Origin of the sequence: Prevotella sp. TF12-30 (genome assembly GCF_003436715.1) — a bacterium.
In the GTDB taxonomy this organism is placed as follows: Bacteria; Bacteroidota; Bacteroidia; order Bacteroidales; family Bacteroidaceae; genus Prevotella; species Prevotella copri_A.
In genome coordinates this window covers 1-16,458 of the sequence record NZ_QSQJ01000047.1, presented here as the reverse complement: position 1 = coordinate 16,458, position 16,458 = coordinate 1, and the positions used below count along the sequence as shown (strand labels likewise).

At 46.8% G+C, this 16,458-nt stretch carries 15 protein-coding genes; 6 read left to right on the top strand and 9 right to left on the bottom strand.

Annotated elements, in window-relative coordinates:
* Positions 1 to 11 precede the first annotated feature (11 nt).
* Positions 12 to 692 (top strand): ABC transporter ATP-binding protein, encoded by a 681-nt coding sequence (locus DXD25_RS14000; protein WP_117664039.1) that lies wholly within the window; start codon positions 12 to 14, stop codon positions 690 to 692.
* A 38-nt stretch (positions 693 to 730) separates the two neighbouring features.
* Here DXD25_RS14000 and DXD25_RS13995 read toward each other — a convergent pair whose 3' ends face one another.
* From DXD25_RS13995 to DXD25_RS13960, 8 genes are all read right to left on the bottom strand, one after another.
* Positions 731 to 1,522, bottom strand: a complete 792-nt coding sequence (locus DXD25_RS13995) for a Fic family protein (RefSeq protein ID WP_117664038.1) — start codon at positions 1,520 to 1,522, stop codon at positions 731 to 733.
* A gap of 16 nt (positions 1,523 to 1,538) precedes the next feature.
* Positions 1,539 to 1,928 carry a HEPN domain-containing protein gene (locus tag DXD25_RS13990; protein ID WP_117664037.1) on the bottom strand — a complete coding sequence of 130 codons (390 nt, stop codon included), beginning with the start codon at positions 1,926 to 1,928 and terminating at the stop codon, positions 1,539 to 1,541.
* 5 nt (positions 1,929 to 1,933) lie between these two features.
* Positions 1,934 to 2,254 (bottom strand): nucleotidyltransferase domain-containing protein, encoded by a 321-nt coding sequence (locus DXD25_RS13985; RefSeq protein WP_117664036.1) that lies wholly within the window; start codon positions 2,252 to 2,254, stop codon positions 1,934 to 1,936.
* A 78-nt stretch (positions 2,255 to 2,332) separates the two neighbouring features.
* On the bottom strand, positions 2,333 to 3,565 hold the full coding sequence (locus DXD25_RS13980; RefSeq protein WP_117664035.1) for a PAS domain-containing sensor histidine kinase: 1,233 nt from the start codon (positions 3,563 to 3,565) through the stop codon (positions 2,333 to 2,335).
* Positions 3,555 to 4,919, bottom strand: coding sequence for a sigma-54 dependent transcriptional regulator (locus DXD25_RS13975; RefSeq protein ID WP_117664034.1), 1,365 nt, complete (start codon positions 4,917 to 4,919; stop codon positions 3,555 to 3,557). Before DXD25_RS13975 ends, DXD25_RS13980 begins: the two co-directional genes overlap by 11 nt.
* Before the next feature lie 177 nt (positions 4,920 to 5,096).
* A complete protein-coding gene (locus tag DXD25_RS13970) occupies positions 5,097 to 7,271 on the bottom strand; it encodes a TonB-dependent receptor (RefSeq protein ID WP_117664033.1) in 2,175 nt (724 codons plus the stop codon).
* A gap of 39 nt (positions 7,272 to 7,310) precedes the next feature.
* A complete protein-coding gene (locus tag DXD25_RS16510; RefSeq protein ID WP_147327922.1) occupies positions 7,311 to 7,676 on the bottom strand; it encodes a hypothetical protein in 366 nt (121 codons plus the stop codon).
* 83 nt (positions 7,677 to 7,759) lie between these two features.
* A complete protein-coding gene (locus DXD25_RS13960) occupies positions 7,760 to 9,085 on the bottom strand; it encodes an ATP-binding protein (protein ID WP_117664031.1) in 1,326 nt (441 codons plus the stop codon).
* Between the two features lie 389 nt (positions 9,086 to 9,474).
* Between DXD25_RS13960 and DXD25_RS13950 the strand changes: the two genes are divergently transcribed.
* The 3 genes from DXD25_RS13950 to DXD25_RS13940 are packed head-to-tail and all read left to right on the top strand — an operon-like array spanning position 9,475 to position 13,545.
* The gene (locus tag DXD25_RS13950; protein ID WP_158556345.1) at positions 9,475 to 11,958 is read left to right on the top strand and encodes an outer membrane beta-barrel family protein; all 2,484 of its coding nucleotides are present in this window, start codon (positions 9,475 to 9,477) and stop codon (positions 11,956 to 11,958) included.
* On the top strand, positions 11,897 to 12,439 hold the full coding sequence (locus DXD25_RS13945; RefSeq protein ID WP_117664028.1) for an RNA polymerase sigma-70 factor: 543 nt from the start codon (positions 11,897 to 11,899) through the stop codon (positions 12,437 to 12,439). Before DXD25_RS13950 ends, DXD25_RS13945 begins: the two co-directional genes overlap by 62 nt.
* A gap of 11 nt (positions 12,440 to 12,450) precedes the next feature.
* Positions 12,451 to 13,545, top strand: coding sequence for a FecR family protein (locus tag DXD25_RS13940; RefSeq protein ID WP_117664027.1), 1,095 nt, complete (start codon positions 12,451 to 12,453; stop codon positions 13,543 to 13,545).
* Between the two features lie 253 nt (positions 13,546 to 13,798).
* Here DXD25_RS13940 and DXD25_RS13935 read toward each other — a convergent pair whose 3' ends face one another.
* Positions 13,799 to 14,362 carry a Crp/Fnr family transcriptional regulator gene (locus tag DXD25_RS13935; RefSeq protein WP_117664026.1) on the bottom strand — a complete coding sequence of 188 codons (564 nt, stop codon included), beginning with the start codon at positions 14,360 to 14,362 and terminating at the stop codon, positions 13,799 to 13,801.
* Between the two features lie 160 nt (positions 14,363 to 14,522).
* On the opposite strand from DXD25_RS13935, the gene DXD25_RS13930 reads away from it, so the two are divergent.
* Positions 14,523 to 14,849 carry a multidrug efflux SMR transporter gene (locus DXD25_RS13930; protein WP_117664025.1) on the top strand — a complete coding sequence of 109 codons (327 nt, stop codon included), beginning with the start codon at positions 14,523 to 14,525 and terminating at the stop codon, positions 14,847 to 14,849.
* A 13-nt stretch (positions 14,850 to 14,862) separates the two neighbouring features.
* The gene (locus tag DXD25_RS13925; RefSeq protein WP_117664024.1) at positions 14,863 to 16,044 is read left to right on the top strand and encodes an MFS transporter; all 1,182 of its coding nucleotides are present in this window, start codon (positions 14,863 to 14,865) and stop codon (positions 16,042 to 16,044) included.
* The last annotated feature ends 414 nt before the right edge of the window (positions 16,045 to 16,458 follow it).

The window sequence follows — 16,458 nt, the reverse complement described above, 5'->3', positions numbered from 1 at the left end:
AAAATAAGAAAATGATAAAAGTAGAGAATCTTTGCAAGTCTTTCCGCACAGAAGATGTGGAGACGATTGCTTTAAATAATGTATCTTTCACAGTAGAAGACGGCGAGTTTGTTGCTATCATGGGACCATCCGGTTGCGGCAAATCCACCTTGCTCAACATTCTCGGTTTGCTCGACAACCCAACTTCTGGAAAATATTTCCTGGGTAATCACGAGGTGGCAAACCTGAAGGAAAAGGAGCGTACGGATGTGAGAAAGGGAGAAATCGGTTTTGTGTTCCAGAGCTTCAATCTGATAGATGAATTGAATGTAGAGGAGAACATCGAGCTTCCTCTTACTTACCTCAACATTCCGAAGACGGAGCGCAAGGCTAAGGTGCAGGCGATTATGAAGCGAATGGCCATCAGCCATCGTGCCAAGCATTTCCCTCACCAGCTATCAGGTGGTCAGCAACAGCGAGTAGCCATCGCCCGTGCCGTGGTCTTTGGTCCGAAGCTCATCCTTGCCGATGAGCCTACGGGTAACCTCGATTCCAAGAATGGTGCCGAGGTGATGCATCTGCTTACCGAGCTGAACCACGAGGGCACCACCATCGTCATGGTAACGCATAATGAGCATGATGCCAAGATAGCCCATCGCACCATCCGCCTGTTTGATGGACAGATTGTGGAAACGGAGGGCAATCAGCTTTAGTGCTTCTGTCACTTCTGAGCGTATGACGCTATGCTTCATTAGAAGAGGAATGTCATAAATCGCTTGGTATTAGCCTCTTTCTGCTTCAGCTCTTCTTCCATTCTCTGTATTGCCATCTTGAAGAAGAAGCGGATGAGGTGCTCGTCGGTTGCTTCCGTACGAATCATACGGAGGGCAGAAATGTATTCCTGGCGAGCTTTGGATGGGATGATGAGGAGAGGATGATTCAATCTTAAGAGAATGTAGTTGCTGATGAGTCGTCCTGTTCTTCCATTCCCATCACGGAATGGATGAAGATATTCGTAGAAGCCATGGAAGCGGGCGGCAAGAATCATGGGATGAACGGCAGCCGAAACGATGGCTTTTTCGGTAGATTCCAACAGCTTGGGAACTCTGGCGATGAGTTCTTCGTGGTCGCCAAATACCGTATCGCCTGCAGCCATGTCCGTGGTGGTGTATTCGCCCGGAATGGCTTCTGGAGAACGGTAGACAAGCGTGTGGCAGGTAACCCGCCTGTTGATTTCTTTCAGAAGATTCTCGTCGAGCGGATGCTGCGTGTTTTGCATCATGTACTCGAAGGCTTCGAAGTGATCAAGCATTTCGAAAGCCTCGAAGAGAGTCTTTCCGGCAGGAATCATCCCTAATCCTTTCTCCTTCAGTTCCCGAGTATCATCTACGGAGAATGAGTTGCCTTCAATGGCGCACGAATGGGTAGAGAAGAGTACTTCATTATATTTGATGTACTCTTCTCTATCCATTTTATTGATGATAAGGGTTTGATATTTGCGTCTCAAATCCTCGTATTCCTTGATTTCCTTTTCGAATGCCATAATCTTCTGTAAGTAATTATTTGACTAACTTTAATATGTTTTTTATAAAATCGTGTGATAAGCCAATAATTTCCAGGATGTCATTTTCGGAAATTTCGTAGGCGCAGTTGTAATCGGCTTTTTGCCTTAATTGGAACATACGGGCGAGGAAACTGCCATAAGAGATATCTACGATACCAGTCTTTACGAAGTGTAAACTGAATTGGGTGTTAATGCCGGCATGAGTGTGGGCATTAACACCTTTTGCTATGAATAGAGCTTGTACGGCATGGAAGCAGGCATAATAATAGCGATTGGCTGCTAAATCCCAATGCTTTAGTTCAACCATTTCATCTGCTTGAGTTAAAAAGCGCTTGGCTTTTTCTACTTGCAGACTGATTAATGTGTCTTTGTTTACTTGATCCATAATTATTATATTAAACTAATGCCGTCTCGATTTACATTCTCGTAAAAAGGGGTGAAGTTATACGATTCCCATTCTTTCTTTGTGTAAAGAATGGGATTGATTTCTGTGCCGAGGTCGCAACCTAACAAGACAAACGGGTAACTTACTTTGTCATAGTCTGTTTGTTCCAGTTTGTCTTTGTCTAAAAGGATAAGAATGTCCCAGTCTGAATCGTTGCGAGCATCACCTCTCGCTCTTGATCCATACAATATAGCCTTGCTGCCTAAAGGAATAGCAGATTTAGCTATTTCTTTTATCTTTAATATGGTCTTATCGTCTGTTGACATAAGCTTAATCTTTTATAATGGCAAAGATATGGTAAAAAAGCGAAAATGCCAAACTTTCCTCCCCAAAATTATACTTTTTTATGGGATGATGATGCGGAAGGTGGTGATTCCCTGTGCCTTGTCCTGATGGAGCGAGAGGCTGCCGCCGCTTACTCGCATGATCTGGCGGGAGAGGGAGAGACCGATGCCGCTTCCTTCCAGCTTCGTGGTGAAGAACGGGATGAAAATGTGGGAGGCTACATCATCGGGGATGAGACCGGCGTTGTTGCTCACGTCGATGATAATGGATTCCTGGGCGTTGGTGTAGGCTTGGAGACGGATAAATGCCTTCTTGCTTGCCGCGGATTGCAAATCCGCGGAGCGACATTCCTGCTTGTTCCTACCTTGCACATTTCCATCTTGCTTGTTTCTTTCTGCAGATAACTTTTCCTGCCCGTTGAAAGCTTCTACGGCATTCTTCAGAAGATTCGTTACCACGTGAGAGAGGAGGCTCTCATCGGCATAAACCAGCAAATCCTTGGGAGAAACCGAAATCTCTACTTCGTGGTTGCAGAGCAGCGCCATTCTTTCCAGGAAGGGTTCCACATAGAAAAGAGCAGGCTGAGGCTGGGGAACATGGGTGAAACGGCGATAGTTGTTGACGAAAGCCAACAGCTCGGTTCCTGTTTTGTGGATGGTTTCCAGGCCTTGCTTCAGGTCTTTATCCTCTGTAACCCGGGTAAGCAGAGTCTCGCTCAGCGAAGTAACCGGCGTGATGGTATTCATGATTTCATGGGTCAGCACACGAATCAGCTTGATCCATGAATCCACCTCCTGATTGCTCAGCTCGTGGCTCACGTCGCTCAGGGCGATGATGCGCACGTGCTTGTCTTTCAGCATGGCTTGCGTCTCATGTTTTGCCAGATGTTCATCCTTCAGTTTCCCTTTTACCTGGTTCATGTGGGTAAGCACATCCGTATCGAGCAACCTGAGGGCTGCCTGGTTGTGCTGCAGGATGTTGTCGTGGCTATCTACCACCAGGATGCCCGTATCCACCGCATTCAGAATCTGTTCGTAATATTTCTCCCGATTCATCTGCTCCTCTCTCGTATGTTGCAGGAAGAGCTTGATTCGGTTGAGGGATTTGTGCAGAATCTTATCCTCCTTAAACCCCTTCTCCGTAGGAAAATTGAAAGAGAAATCCCCATTATCTATCGCATCAAAAAGGAAGGTTACCTTTTTGATGTTCCGGCGATAGTGGCGGTAGAGGCGAATGTAACCCACTACAGCAACGAGCAAAAGCACGATAATTATAATTAGTTTATAATCCATATCGCTTAATCTTATTATAAAGCGTCTGGCGGGAAATGCCCAGTCTTGCGGCTACCACCGACAGATTTCCCTCACATTCCCTGATGGTTTTCTCTATCATTCGGCTCTCCATCTCGTCGAGCGTCTGAACCTCTTCCAGGGGCTTCTCTCTTTTCTGCTGGTTTCCGCCGTCAATATCTTCGGCAGAAATCATTCCGCCATCAGATAGAATCACGGCTTTCTCGATGGCGTGCTGAAGTTCACGGATGTTGCCGTACCAAGGCAAACTGGTAAGTTTTTTCTCAGCTTCTTCCGAAAAACGGAGATTCACCTTATTATATAAATCGCCATATTGAAGGAGAAATCTTTCTGCCAATGGAACAATGTCTGTTTTTCTCTGTCTCAGGGCTGGCAATTCCAGATGGATGGTGTTGATGCGATAGAGCAGATCTTCTCTGAATTCACCATCGTTTACCATCTGCTGCAGGTTGCGATTGGTGGCGCAAACCAGTCGTACGTTGATGGGAATCTGCGTACTTCCGCCCACTCTTACGATGCTTCTGCGCTGCAGGGCGGTGAGGAGTTTTGCCTGAAGACCATAGGATAGGTTTCCTATCTCGTCCAGGAAGATGGTGCTGCCGTCGGCAAGCTCAAACTTGCCCGGTTTATCCACCTTGGCATCGGTAAAAGCGCCCTTCACATGACCGAAGAGTTCGCTCTCGAAAAGGGTTTCCGTAATGGCTCCCATATCCACAGGCAGCATTTTCTTTCCACATCTTGTGGATAAACGATGTATCTCGTTGGCTAACACCTCTTTACCTGTTCCGTTTTCGCCTGTAATCAGGATGTTAGCATCGGTTGCGGCAACTTTTTCCACAATGCTTCTCAAATTGTTCATAACTTCGCTATCTCCCCAATACATAGCACTTTGTGCATCTTTTCCACAAAGTTTTCCACCTTTTTTGCCAATAGCGTTATCCACAGCCTTGTTCTTATCCCTAGCCTCTATCAGCGTGCGGATCATCTTCTCGTTTTCAAAAGGCTTCACGATGAAGTCGGCGGCACCTTCCTTGATGCCTGTTACGGCAAGTTGGATGTCGGCATAGGCAGTAAAGAGCACCACTTCGGTTTTCGGGCTGAGGCTCTTGATTTCCCTGAGCCAGTACAATCCCTCGTTTCCCGAATTGATTCCGCTGGAGAAGTTCATGTCGAGCAGCACCACGTCGGGATGCTCCTCTCTCAGCTTGGCTGGGATGGAGTTCGGGTTGGCGATGGTGATGATGCCATCGAATATGGGTTCCAGCAGCATCCTTACCGTAGTAAGAATGTTGCGGTTGTCATCAACAATCAATATCGTTCCTTGTTTCTTTATCATGGTGCAAAGTTACGAAATATCATCGAAAAGCGGTCATTATTGTCTAATTATTAGACGAAAAAATGCCGATAGTGGCGCCAAAAGTTACTTTTTCTGTAGCTTCTGGCACCCTATCGGCATTTATTTATTCTAAATTCTGATTCCTGATGAGGAATTGCTTATTCTAAAAGGGGGAAATTACAGTTCTATCGGAACCACTACTTTGATACAGAAGTTGCGCCCTATGTTGTAAACGCCTCTTCTGCCCGTAACCGTGTTTTCCGCCAGATACTTCAGACGGCTCAGGTGGTTCTGGTAAGCACGGTTGGTAATATTCTCGCCCGAAAGATAGAGCGAGAGAAGGCGCTTGCCATGGAGCTTCACGTCGGTACCGGCATACATATTTAATAAGGTGTACGATGGCGTAGCGGTCTCCGTCTCGTTGGCTGCGAAATAATGGTTCTGGTGGAGATTGCAATCCATCTGTAGCTTTACGAAGAGATGGTCGAAAGTCTTGCCGTCGCAGACAAACTCATACCTTACATCCGAAACCCAGCGAGGGGCTGGGGTGAATGGCAGATACTTTGATTCGGATGGCTGATGCAACTGAACCGAGTTGACATACGAGAAGGTGTTGCCGAAATGCAGATGCTCCACAGGGTGGATGTCGATGCTCGCCTCACCACCCAGAATGCGGGCGTCGCCCGAAGTAAACTGATAGGCTGGCGTGTCGTCGATGAGGACAGGCTGATTATTCTCATCTGCCAACTTCTCGCTATAGATGTAATGGTTGATGCGATTGGCAAATAGCGAGAGCTCTGCCGAAATGATAGGCGAAGAATAATCCAGACCAAGGTCGAATTGCCAGCTGTTTTCCGGCTTCAGACTGGTATTTCCCAATTCGTATCGCTGGGTTCCCTCGTGCACACCATTCGATGATAATTCGCTGATGTTTGGAGCACGGAATCCTCTTGCCAGGTTCAGCTTCAGATTGAAATCGGGCAGGATTTCGTAAGCCAATCCGATGCTTCCGGTTACTCCTTCAAAGCTGCGCTTAAAGGCTTGGAAACGGAAAGAATCCGCTTCGCTGTGCAGGTGGCGATGATCGTATCTGATTCCGCCGCTTAGATTCAACTTGCCTATTTTCTTGCTCGCCGTGGCAAACACGCCGTAATCGAAGAGATGATAGGCTGGAATCAGGAACTCTGTTCCCTTGTTAATTGATTGCTGCCACATGCCGTTGACACCTGTTGAGAATTTCCAGCCATTCATTTCCGGCGAGAGATAATGCAGGTCGTAATTCACGGTATGGAGCATGAAGTCGAGTCCGCATTCCTTCGGATTCTCTTCCTCCTCAAACTCCTGACGGCGGTTCTGCTGATAACCCAAGAGGAGTTTCAGATTGCCGTCGCCCAGGAACCAGGAATTGTCGAGCACCGCCTTGTAATGGTGAATCTGCTGATAAGGCATCGGTTTGCCGTAACTCTTGGCATCGTAGCCATCCGGAATTTCCAGTTCGCCCGTTTTCTCATCTCTTTCTCCCTCTACGATGCCCGGAGTGAGATGATAATAATCGAGTGTGAGATGCGAATGTCCCTGGCGATAATTCCAACCGAGGAGCTGCGAAAGGGCCTGTTCTCGGAGTGAAGAACCGAAGACGTAACCATCGTATTTGTTCTTGTAGGCATGCGCCATTTTTCCACTATATCGGGTATTCCAGACAAATCCGCCCTGATTGCCCGCAAAGTTGAGCGAATAATCAAAAAGTCCGTTATTGGTTTGGTAACCTGTAGAGAAATTCGCTCTCATGTCGCCCTTTGCAAGGGTAGGAGCGGAATGGAAGATGAGGACGCCAGCCATCGCATCCGAGCCATACATAAGACTTGCCGGACCTTTCAGGATCTCTACGGAATGAACCGAAGCCGGGTCGATTTCTATTCCGTGTTCATCGCCCCATTGCTGTCCTTCCTGTCTGACTCCATCATTTACTACGACCACACGGTTAAATCCCAATCCACGAATCACGGGTTTGGAGATTCCGCTTCCCGTGGTAATCTGCGAAACGCCTGGCTGATGAGCGATGGCGTCGATGATGTTGGTTGAAGGTTGCATTTCGAGCTGGCGGGCAGAAACGAAAGAGATGGGTGCAGGCGACTGCTTGAGTTCCTGGCTGCCAGTCAATCCCGTAACCACCACTTCATTCAGTTTCACGCTCGATTCTGTCAGAGGCTGGTGCTTGATGGAATCGCTGTTTTCCATACCATGAATGCTTGACTTTTCCTTGTTATTATCTGCTCCGTTTATAGCCATAGCAGGGGCTGTTGCCGACGAGCATAGGCTCATCAGCAATATTGATTTCAATATTGTTCTCATTATGTTATTAATTACCTTATTATGTTAATTTTCAATTATTTATAAAAACTGATAATAAGGTGGAGCACGGGTAGATTTTACCCCCTTCTCCCTGCACAGGCAAGGAGAGCAGAAGGCACGGCGAGGGGAGAGATGGAGCACGGTGATGGCAATCCATACCACGATGGATGGAGCCAGATAAGGTGTGCTTTGCAATTGGCAGAGCACACAGTCGTGCATGGTATTCTGCAGGGCTATCAGATGACCGTCGTGATGAACATGATGGGCGCAATCTGCACAATAGAAATCAGCATGAGTTCCCTGCGCTTCACCATGATGGTGAAACGTAACGACCAGCAGCATCGGCAGGTAAACCAATAGCAGCAGCCAGGAAATTCGGATTCTCTTATGTGTTATCCTCTGCATTTATCTACAGTATTCTGATTTTATTTGCAAAATTAATTATTTCTGTCGGGATTATTCTTAGGATTTCGATATTTTAACGAAGATTATTTGTTTTTCAGCAGAAAAGCCATGTAGAGGGGAAGAATGAGTGTTTGTGGGGCTGTTCCTACATTTACATCTCCCAGTTTGATGGCTTGAGATACGTGATACTTTTCGGGGTTCGAAAGGATGGTCTTGGCACTTTTAATGTTTCCGTTGCTCGCCTTTACTTCTACCAGCGTGCATTTGCCTTCGTATCTTGTAACAAAGTCGATTTCCAAACCCGAGTCCTTGCGGAAATAATAGAGCTTGCGATTCATCTTGCCAAAAATGTCGGCTACCAGATTTTCAAAGATGGCTCCCTTGTATCCATAGAGATTGCCTTGCAGAATGTCAGCTGCCGTTCCTGGTTCGAGCATACTGATGAAAAGCCCTGTATCTGCCATGTAAACTTTAAACTGGTCGGGAATGGAGTTGCCATCAAGTGGGAGTTCGGGCGCTGACAGGTTGTAGCAACGGCGGATAATGCCAGCATCTTCTATCCATTGCAAACTGCCCTGATAGTCACGTCCTCTTCCGTTGGATCGTACTGTGGCGTATGCGAATTTCTTGTTTTCCTTACTCAGTTGACGCGGAATTGACTCGAAGCATTCTCTGATTCTCGACTTGTCTGCTTGTGGAGCATATTTCAGCATATCTACTTTGTATTCTTCGATGATGGCTTGCTGCATCCGTAGCACGTTTTGCATATTATGAGTTTCCATAAATACGCTCACGGCTCTTGGCATTCCACCAACAATGCAATATTGTAGCAGCAGTTGGCGCATTCTTTCGTGGATGGCTTCTTGTACTGGAGTCTTTTCTTCCAGGCAGCGATGCAGGTAGTCGATGGTCATTTTCTTAATGCCATTTGCCCAGAGCCATTCCTCAAAATCCATTGGATACATGTCTATGATAGTCTCGTAACCAACAGGAATTGGAGCCTCTGACGAAGCATTGGTATGGTAACCGCTGACTCCCAGCAGGGAACCCGTACCGATGACATCGTATCTGCCATCCGTCTTGAAGAATTTCAAGGCTGTGCGAGCACGTGGGCATTCCTGTATCTCGTCAAAGATGATACAGGTTTTGCCCGATACGAAATTGGCATCAGGTATTAAGGTAGAAAGTGTCATGCAGAGAAGATCGATGTCCAGGCCACCATCAAATACCGACTTGTATTCTGGGTGCTGGAAAAAGTCAATATACACAACATGCTCATAATTCTTATGGGCAAAATCGAGTACAGAGAATGTCTTTCCGCATTGGCGACATCCTTTGATGATGAGAGGCATTTTATGCTCATCACTTTTCCATTCTTTGAGATATTTTTCAATTTTTCGTTTAAACATCTGTTTTCTAATGATTTATGATGTATTACTCTTGATGCTGTGCACGTTTTCCAAGGGACTTTTCTTGAATTCATGCACGTTTTTCAAGGGACTTTTTGCTTTGTTCTGCCACTTTTTCAAGGGACTTTCGGTCGCAAAGATACAAAATTTCCTTTTAAAAGGGAAAGAAAACGGCAATTATTTCCTTTTTAAAGGGAAAGTTTTTCCTTTCTCTCCAATTATTTTTGTATTTTTGCAACAAAATTTTTAAAATAGGCGTACCCGATTCCAGGGGGATGTTGTATTATGAACAAAGTAGAATCATAAAAACAAGAAAAATGATGAAAAGAACGACTTCCCTTATACTGTGTCTTGTCTTGAGCATTTCCCTATTTGCTCAAAGCAGAGGTATGACCTTTCAGGTGCATAACGAAACGCTTACTTCCGTGTTGAAGAAGATTGAAAAGGCGGGCGAGAAGAATATCCTCTTTGCCTATCAGGCTACCGACCAATATCACGTAACCGCCAATATCCAGGCTAAGCGACAGAAGGAAGCCCTGGAGATGGTGCTGCAAGGGAAACCTTTCTCCTTCGTAGAGCACAATACCTATTTCGCCGTTCAATACACGGGCAAGACAACCCGGGTGGAACAGATCAAGGGCCGCGTGGTGGATGAGCACCAGAAGCCTCTGCCTTTTGCCAACGTGGTGTTGATTTCCTCCGTCAGCAAGGCTTATGTGGCCGGTTGCGTAACGGCAGAAGATGGAAGTTTCGTGCTTCCTTATGCCGATAAGGATGTGATGCTGAAGGTTTCGTTTGTGGGCTATAAGTCGCAGACCCTGGCCTGCAAGCCTACCATGCATATCGGTCTGCATCCCGACACCCAGCAGCTGAAGGCGGTAACCATCAAGAGTACCCGCCCCAATGTGGTGTATAAGGACGGAGCCTTCACTACCCTGGTATCCGGTACCATCCTAGGCGAACTGGGTTCTGCAGAAGATATGATCAGCCAGTTGCCATTCGTTTCGGGCGAAGCGGGCAGTTGGGAAATCATCGGTCGTGGAGCGCCCGAGATTTATCTCAACGGCAGGAAATTGGAGAATCTGAACGAACTCAAGCGATTGAGCGCCAAGGATATTCTGAAGGCAGAAATTGTTACCGTTCCCGGTGCGCAGTATAGTTCCAAGACCAATGCAGTAATCCGTCTGCGTGCCGTTCGCAAGCGCGGACAGGGCTTGAGCGGAAGCCTTTATTCTGAATATATACAGGGTCGTTATTCGCCTCATGGCTATGAGGATGTGCAGTTGAACTACCGCACGGGCGGACTCGATATCTTCGGCGAAGTGGGAGCGGGATTGGAACGCTCGCACACCACCGCCCATTCCGAAACCCAGCTCCATACTACCAGCGACTGGGAATTCAACAGCCGTAGAACCACGAAAACCCTTGGTGGAGAGATTCTTATGAACGCAGGTTTCAACTATGAGATTTCCGAGCAGCAATCGCTGGGTATGCGCTATGAGACAATCAACATGATAGGCAACAACTACACTCACAGCTGGGGAGCTACCGATGTGTGGGAGAATGGTAAACTGACGGAAAGCATGGGCGTAGATCTGTTTTCGAAAAGCAAGCCCCATTGGTCGCATAGCGTGAATGCCTATTATAATGGCGATTTCGGCAAATGGAACATCAATTTCAATGGCGACTTCTATAATAAGGTGAGCCAGAGCACCCAGACGGCGATAAACGACGGACAGCTGGATGCGGAATCAGAGAGCAAGGTGAAGAGTAATCTCTATGCTGCCAAGCTGGTGGTCTCGGGACCTTTGTGGAAGGGTAGGCTTTCCTTCGGAACGGAAGAGATGTTTACTAACCGCCACAACGACTTCACCCAGAGCGGCTTTTCTGCCGATGCCTTCAACCACATCCGCCAGTCTATCTATGCCGGATTCCTGGAGTATTATCTGAACATCGGACACATGAACTATGGAGCCGGTTTGCGATACGAATACCAGAAAACCGATTATTACGAGAAGGATGTGCTGCAGGCAGAACAGAGTCCCAGCTACAGGGATTGGATTCCATTTGCATCCATCGGCTACAGCAAGGATAATCTGAATCTTGCCTTCTCCTATCGTCTGAACAAGTACAGTCCTATCTACGTCATGCTTCAGAGCAGCATCGACTACGACAGCAAGTACGAGTACAAGTCCGGTGACCCTCATCTCAAGCCTCAGAAGCAGCACAGTTTCAACCTGTCGGGCAATTACAAGTGGTTGTCGTTTATGGCTTACTACAACTATGTACTTGATATGTACATGACCTGGTACAAGCCTTACGATGAGGTGAATCATCCGAGTGTGCTTTTGCAGACGATGGCTTCAGTGCCTCATTCCTACTATTGTGGAGCCAATATCCGTGTGGCGCCTTCGTTTGGAATCTGGTATCCTAACCTCACGGCGAGTGTCTTCTACGGTCATGATAATGTAGATCATCTCAATATCCCCGAGTTTGGCAAAAACCAGCCTCAGTTTACATTCAGTATGAACAACAATCTGAGGCTTCCCCACCGGTGGTTCATGAATCTTTCGGGCAATGTCAGCACGAATGCAGAGATGGGACACGGAAGAAAGAAATGTATGGGTAACATGCAGTTCCGGGTTTCCAAGGACTTCCTGAAGAACGATGCCCTCAAGGTGATGTTTGTAGTGCAAGACCTCTTGCATACAGGATATTATTATTTCGAGGCAAACGGCACGCAGTCGCATCGCACGTTAACCCGATATGCAGATAATCAGAAAATTCTCATGAATGTGAGATACACATTCAATGCAACAAGAAATAAATATAAAGGTAGTGGCGCAGGACAGAGCGAAAAACAACGACTTTAAGCAGCTATTCCTGGAAATGTATCCTCGATTGGTGCGTTATGCCGTGTCTCTTTTGGGAGACGGCAACGAGGCCCGTGACGTTGTGGGAGATGTTTTCGAGAAGGCGTGGAACCAATTCTCCTCCTTGCAGATGGAAACAAGGAGGAGCTGGCTCTACGCATCGGTGAGAAATGCCTGTCTCAACTGGCTCAAGCACCAGCAGGTGGAACAGACCAACGTAGAGGCGCTGATAGAGGCCACCCGGTATGATATGAGTACCCAGTATGAGGAGCACGAGCGCCTGCTGCAACAGGCAGAGCAGATTGCAAGGGAGCTGAAGGAACCCACCTGCACGATTCTCCGCCTCTGTTATTTCGAGCATCTCACCTATCAGCAGGCAGCCGACAGGCTGGGCATCAGTCCCAACACCGTGAAGAAGCATATTTCCAAGGCACTCGCCATCTTGCGCGAGCGAATGAAGCATACAAACATAGAGAATTAGGAGGAAAAATCATGAATAAGGATAAGAATCAAGATCAAGAACTGGATTATAGAATGGATTCTGTATCAGAAAATGTTTCTGAGAATGCTTCTGAGAAAGTTTCAGAAAATGCTTCTGATGCCCGGCTTTCCCGGATATTCGGGGAAGCCCTGGGCGATGAGCCTTCGATGGAAGAAACGCTGGCGGCTTGGGAAGCTTTCGAGAAGAAGCATATTTCTTCAGAGAAGGAACATCTACAGAAGGCAGAAGATGAATTGTCTGGGAAAAAGATAGAGAATGAAATCGGAGGAGAATCTTCATCCAGAAAGATTTCCAAAGCCCGAATCCTGGCTTGGATTACTGCCTCAGTTGCAGTAGCGGCAAGCCTCTTCCTTTTTATTTTCCGTTCATCCCAGGAGATTTCTCAGCCTACGGAGTTCTCCATGGAACTTTTCTCGGAGGTCACTTCTCCCAAGCAGGTGGAGCAGACCCTGAGCGATGGCTATTGCGTGGTTTCTACCCCGGCAGCAACCACCACATTGGTAACGCTGAGCGATGGTACCAAGGTGATGCTCAACGCCAATTTTACGCTCGAATATCCTGCATCTTTCGATGATGCAGAAGTCCGGGAAGTCCGTCTGAAGGGCGAGGCTCATTTCGAAGTAACCAAGAATCCTCATCGGCCTTTCGTGGTAAAGGCAGGAGAGATGCAGACGCAGGTGTTAGGTACCGTATTCGATGTGAAAGCCTATCGCAAGGATGCCCCAAAGGTAACCCTGATGCAGGGCAAGGTGAAGGTGAGCAATGCCGATACGGAAGTGGAAATGCGCCCAGGTCAGACTGCCACGCTTCAGGCGGATAAGATTGTGGTGTCTAAGGCTTCCCCTTCAGCCTCCGACTGGCTGGAAGGCGATTTCGATATGGATCAGGTTACGCTGGCAGAAGCGATGAGCGACATCGGAGCCTGGTACAACAAGACCGTAGTCTTCCAATCCCAGGCGAATATGGATAAGCTCATCCACTTCCGCTTCTCCCGCAGGGCAAGCCTGCAGGAAATCATCACGGCGCTGAACGAGATGGGTGTGGCAAAAGTCAGAATAGAAAAGGGCAAGATCATGGTGCTTTGAGCCATGGTCTTGCCCCTTTTCCTATTCCATCAAAATCGATTCCTGCAATCGGCTGCAAATGTAGAAAGTTTCCTTCTAAAAAGGAAAGAAATCGGCAATTATTTCCTTTTGAAAAGGAATGTTTGTTCTTTCTTTATCCCAATCTTGTATTTTTAATTCAAGTTTCGCATTTCTGAGGGAACATTTGTAATTTTGCTCATGGCTTTGAGCTTTGAGTAATATTAAAAAACTATGGAATATCCGCCGAATTACGTCACTTTATTTGTGCCCTGATCCGGCTCAGACTTGCCTGTGTTATGCCTAAATAGGTAGCAATGTTTCCCAACGGCAACCGTTGCAACAACTCGGGTTCTTTCTCTAACAACTCTTTGTACCGTTCCGAAGCAATGGCGGACAACATGGAAATCAGCCGTTCCTCGGTGGCAAGCAATTCCATCTCCGCATAACGCCGACCCCAATTGGCAATATGCAAGTCTTCCGTAAACAATTCTTTCAGCTTTTTCTTCTTCAATACGTATAAGACAGAATCTTCCATCAGCTCCATCGTCTCATATCCCGGCTCATCGTTCACGTATCCTTTCATGGAAACAAGGGTCGCTCCTTCCTTGCCAACCCAAAAGGTGATTTCTTTCCCGTCCACCGAAGTGTAAGCGCGGACAATGCCGTTCTTGATAAAAAAGATATCCTTTTCTATCTTGCCGTTTTCCAACACGCGGAATCCTTTGGGGTACGAAACCTCACTCAGGCATTGCCGCAATCTATCCAAAGACGCATCCGGCATGGCATATCTTTGATTGATGATTTCCTTTATATCCATAACTCATTGTTGTATTTGGTGTGCAAAATTATAAAATTGCACATAAAAACGGAAATGAACGGCTGTTTTTTTGCAAATGTAAAATCAGTTTTTACCAAATGAAAAAAGCAATTAGAGATTATTTACTTACTTTTGCACCTGAATTTAATAAATCATAGTTATGAATTGGATAATCTTATTATTGGCAGGATTGTTTGAGGTGAGCCTTACATTCTGCTTGGGTAAAGCGAGAGCTGCGTCAGGACTTGTTTTTTATCTGTGGGGTAGCGGCTTCTTGGCTTCCACAGTATTGAGCATGACCCTGCTTGCCAAGGCGGTTCAGACTTTACCTTTGGGAACGGCATACGCCATTTGGACGGGTATCGGGGCGGTCGGCACGGTCTTGATAGGGATATTCGTCTTCAAGGAGCCGGCCTCTCCCATCCGTCTTTTCTTTCTGTTCACGCTTATTGCTTCCCTGATTGGATTGAAAATCGTGTCATATTGAAAGGAGGCAGAAGATGAAGTATGAATTGAGGGAGAACCAAGGCATTTCGGCGCCTCTGCTGGCGCTGATGGCAGTCGCTACCGGGCTTTCCGTTGCCAACTGCTATTATAACCAGCCTCTGTTGGGCAGCATGGCTAAGGATTTCGCGGTAAGCGATTTTTCTGCCAGCATGGTGGCGACATTGACCCAGATAGGCTATGTGGCAGGGCTTGTATTGGTCATTCCGCTTGGCGACCTGGTTTCACGAAAGAGACTGATATTGACCAATTACATCGTTTCTTCGTGCGCCTTGCTTGCCATAGCACTCGCCCCGAACATCTACTGGGTGTGGGGCGCATCCTTGCTTGCCGGGGCATCTTCGGTCATGCCGCAGTTCTTCATTCCGTTGGTGTCGTATAATTCAGCTCCGGACCACAAGGTGCGCAACGTGGGGATTATACAGTCCTGTTTGCTCATAGGCATTCTTGGGTCACGGGTATTCAGTGGTTTTCTCGCCGATATATGGGGATGGCGTTCTGTCTATTTTGTGGCTTGCGTGTTTATGCTTGGGTGTTTTCTGATGATTCACAAAATGCTGCCCGTGTTGCCTGCCCGTTCACGAGAAAGTTATGCAGGGCTGTGGAAATCCTTGTTGCGCCTACTTTCCAAATACCCGTACTTGCGTATCGCGTCGTTGAGGGCGGCATTGGCTTATGGCTCGTTCTTTGCCTTGTGGAGTTGCCTTGCTTTCCGAATGAAGCAAGAGCCTTTCTTTGCAAGCGACGATATTATCGGAGCACTCGGTTTGTGCGGATTGGCAGGTGCATCCACGGTGGTTTTCATCAGCGGATATATCCAAAAGTATGGCGCAAGATTCTTCTCTATTGTCGGAGGATGCGTCATCCTGTTTGCATGGTTGTTGGCATTTTGGGGAAATGACAGTTACTTGTGGATGATAATCGCCATCCTCTTGATTGATGCCGGAATGCAAAGCGTCCATCTGTCAAATCAGACCAGTGTGGTCGCTCTTGACGCATCCGCCATCAACCGGGTCAATACCGTTTATATGACCATTTACTTCTTGGGAGGTTCTACCGGTACATTTGTTTCAGGTCTATTCTGGCAACATTATGGATGGACGGGTGTGGTAGGGGTAGGAGTTGCCTTTACCGCAGCTTCCTTGCTTGTTAATTGCTTCAACCCAAAAACGGCATAAGGGTGGATGCCAAATATTCTTTCAGCTTGAATATAGTAATGCAGACTATATGGCGCCAAAAGATGGTTTTATCATCCGTCCAATCAAGAAGATGGATAATGCTTAAATGCAAATGCAGAAATCTCGAACTATGCTGCTACGCATAACATCACGGATTGGGTTGTGGAGTGAGAAATGCCTTCTAGAGAAGAGGGGATTTTCTCGGGGCTGCGTTCCGGTTGTTCCAATTGTTCCAGTTGTTCCAATTAATTTTGAGTGGGTTTATATCTTTTGCTTGTCCTTTCTCTTTTCTTCTTTATATTATATAATATATTGATTATTAATTAATTATATATATAATATATAAATATATATGTAAAAATAGGGGTAGAAGGGATATGCTGAAAAATAATTGGAACAACTGGAACTGGAACG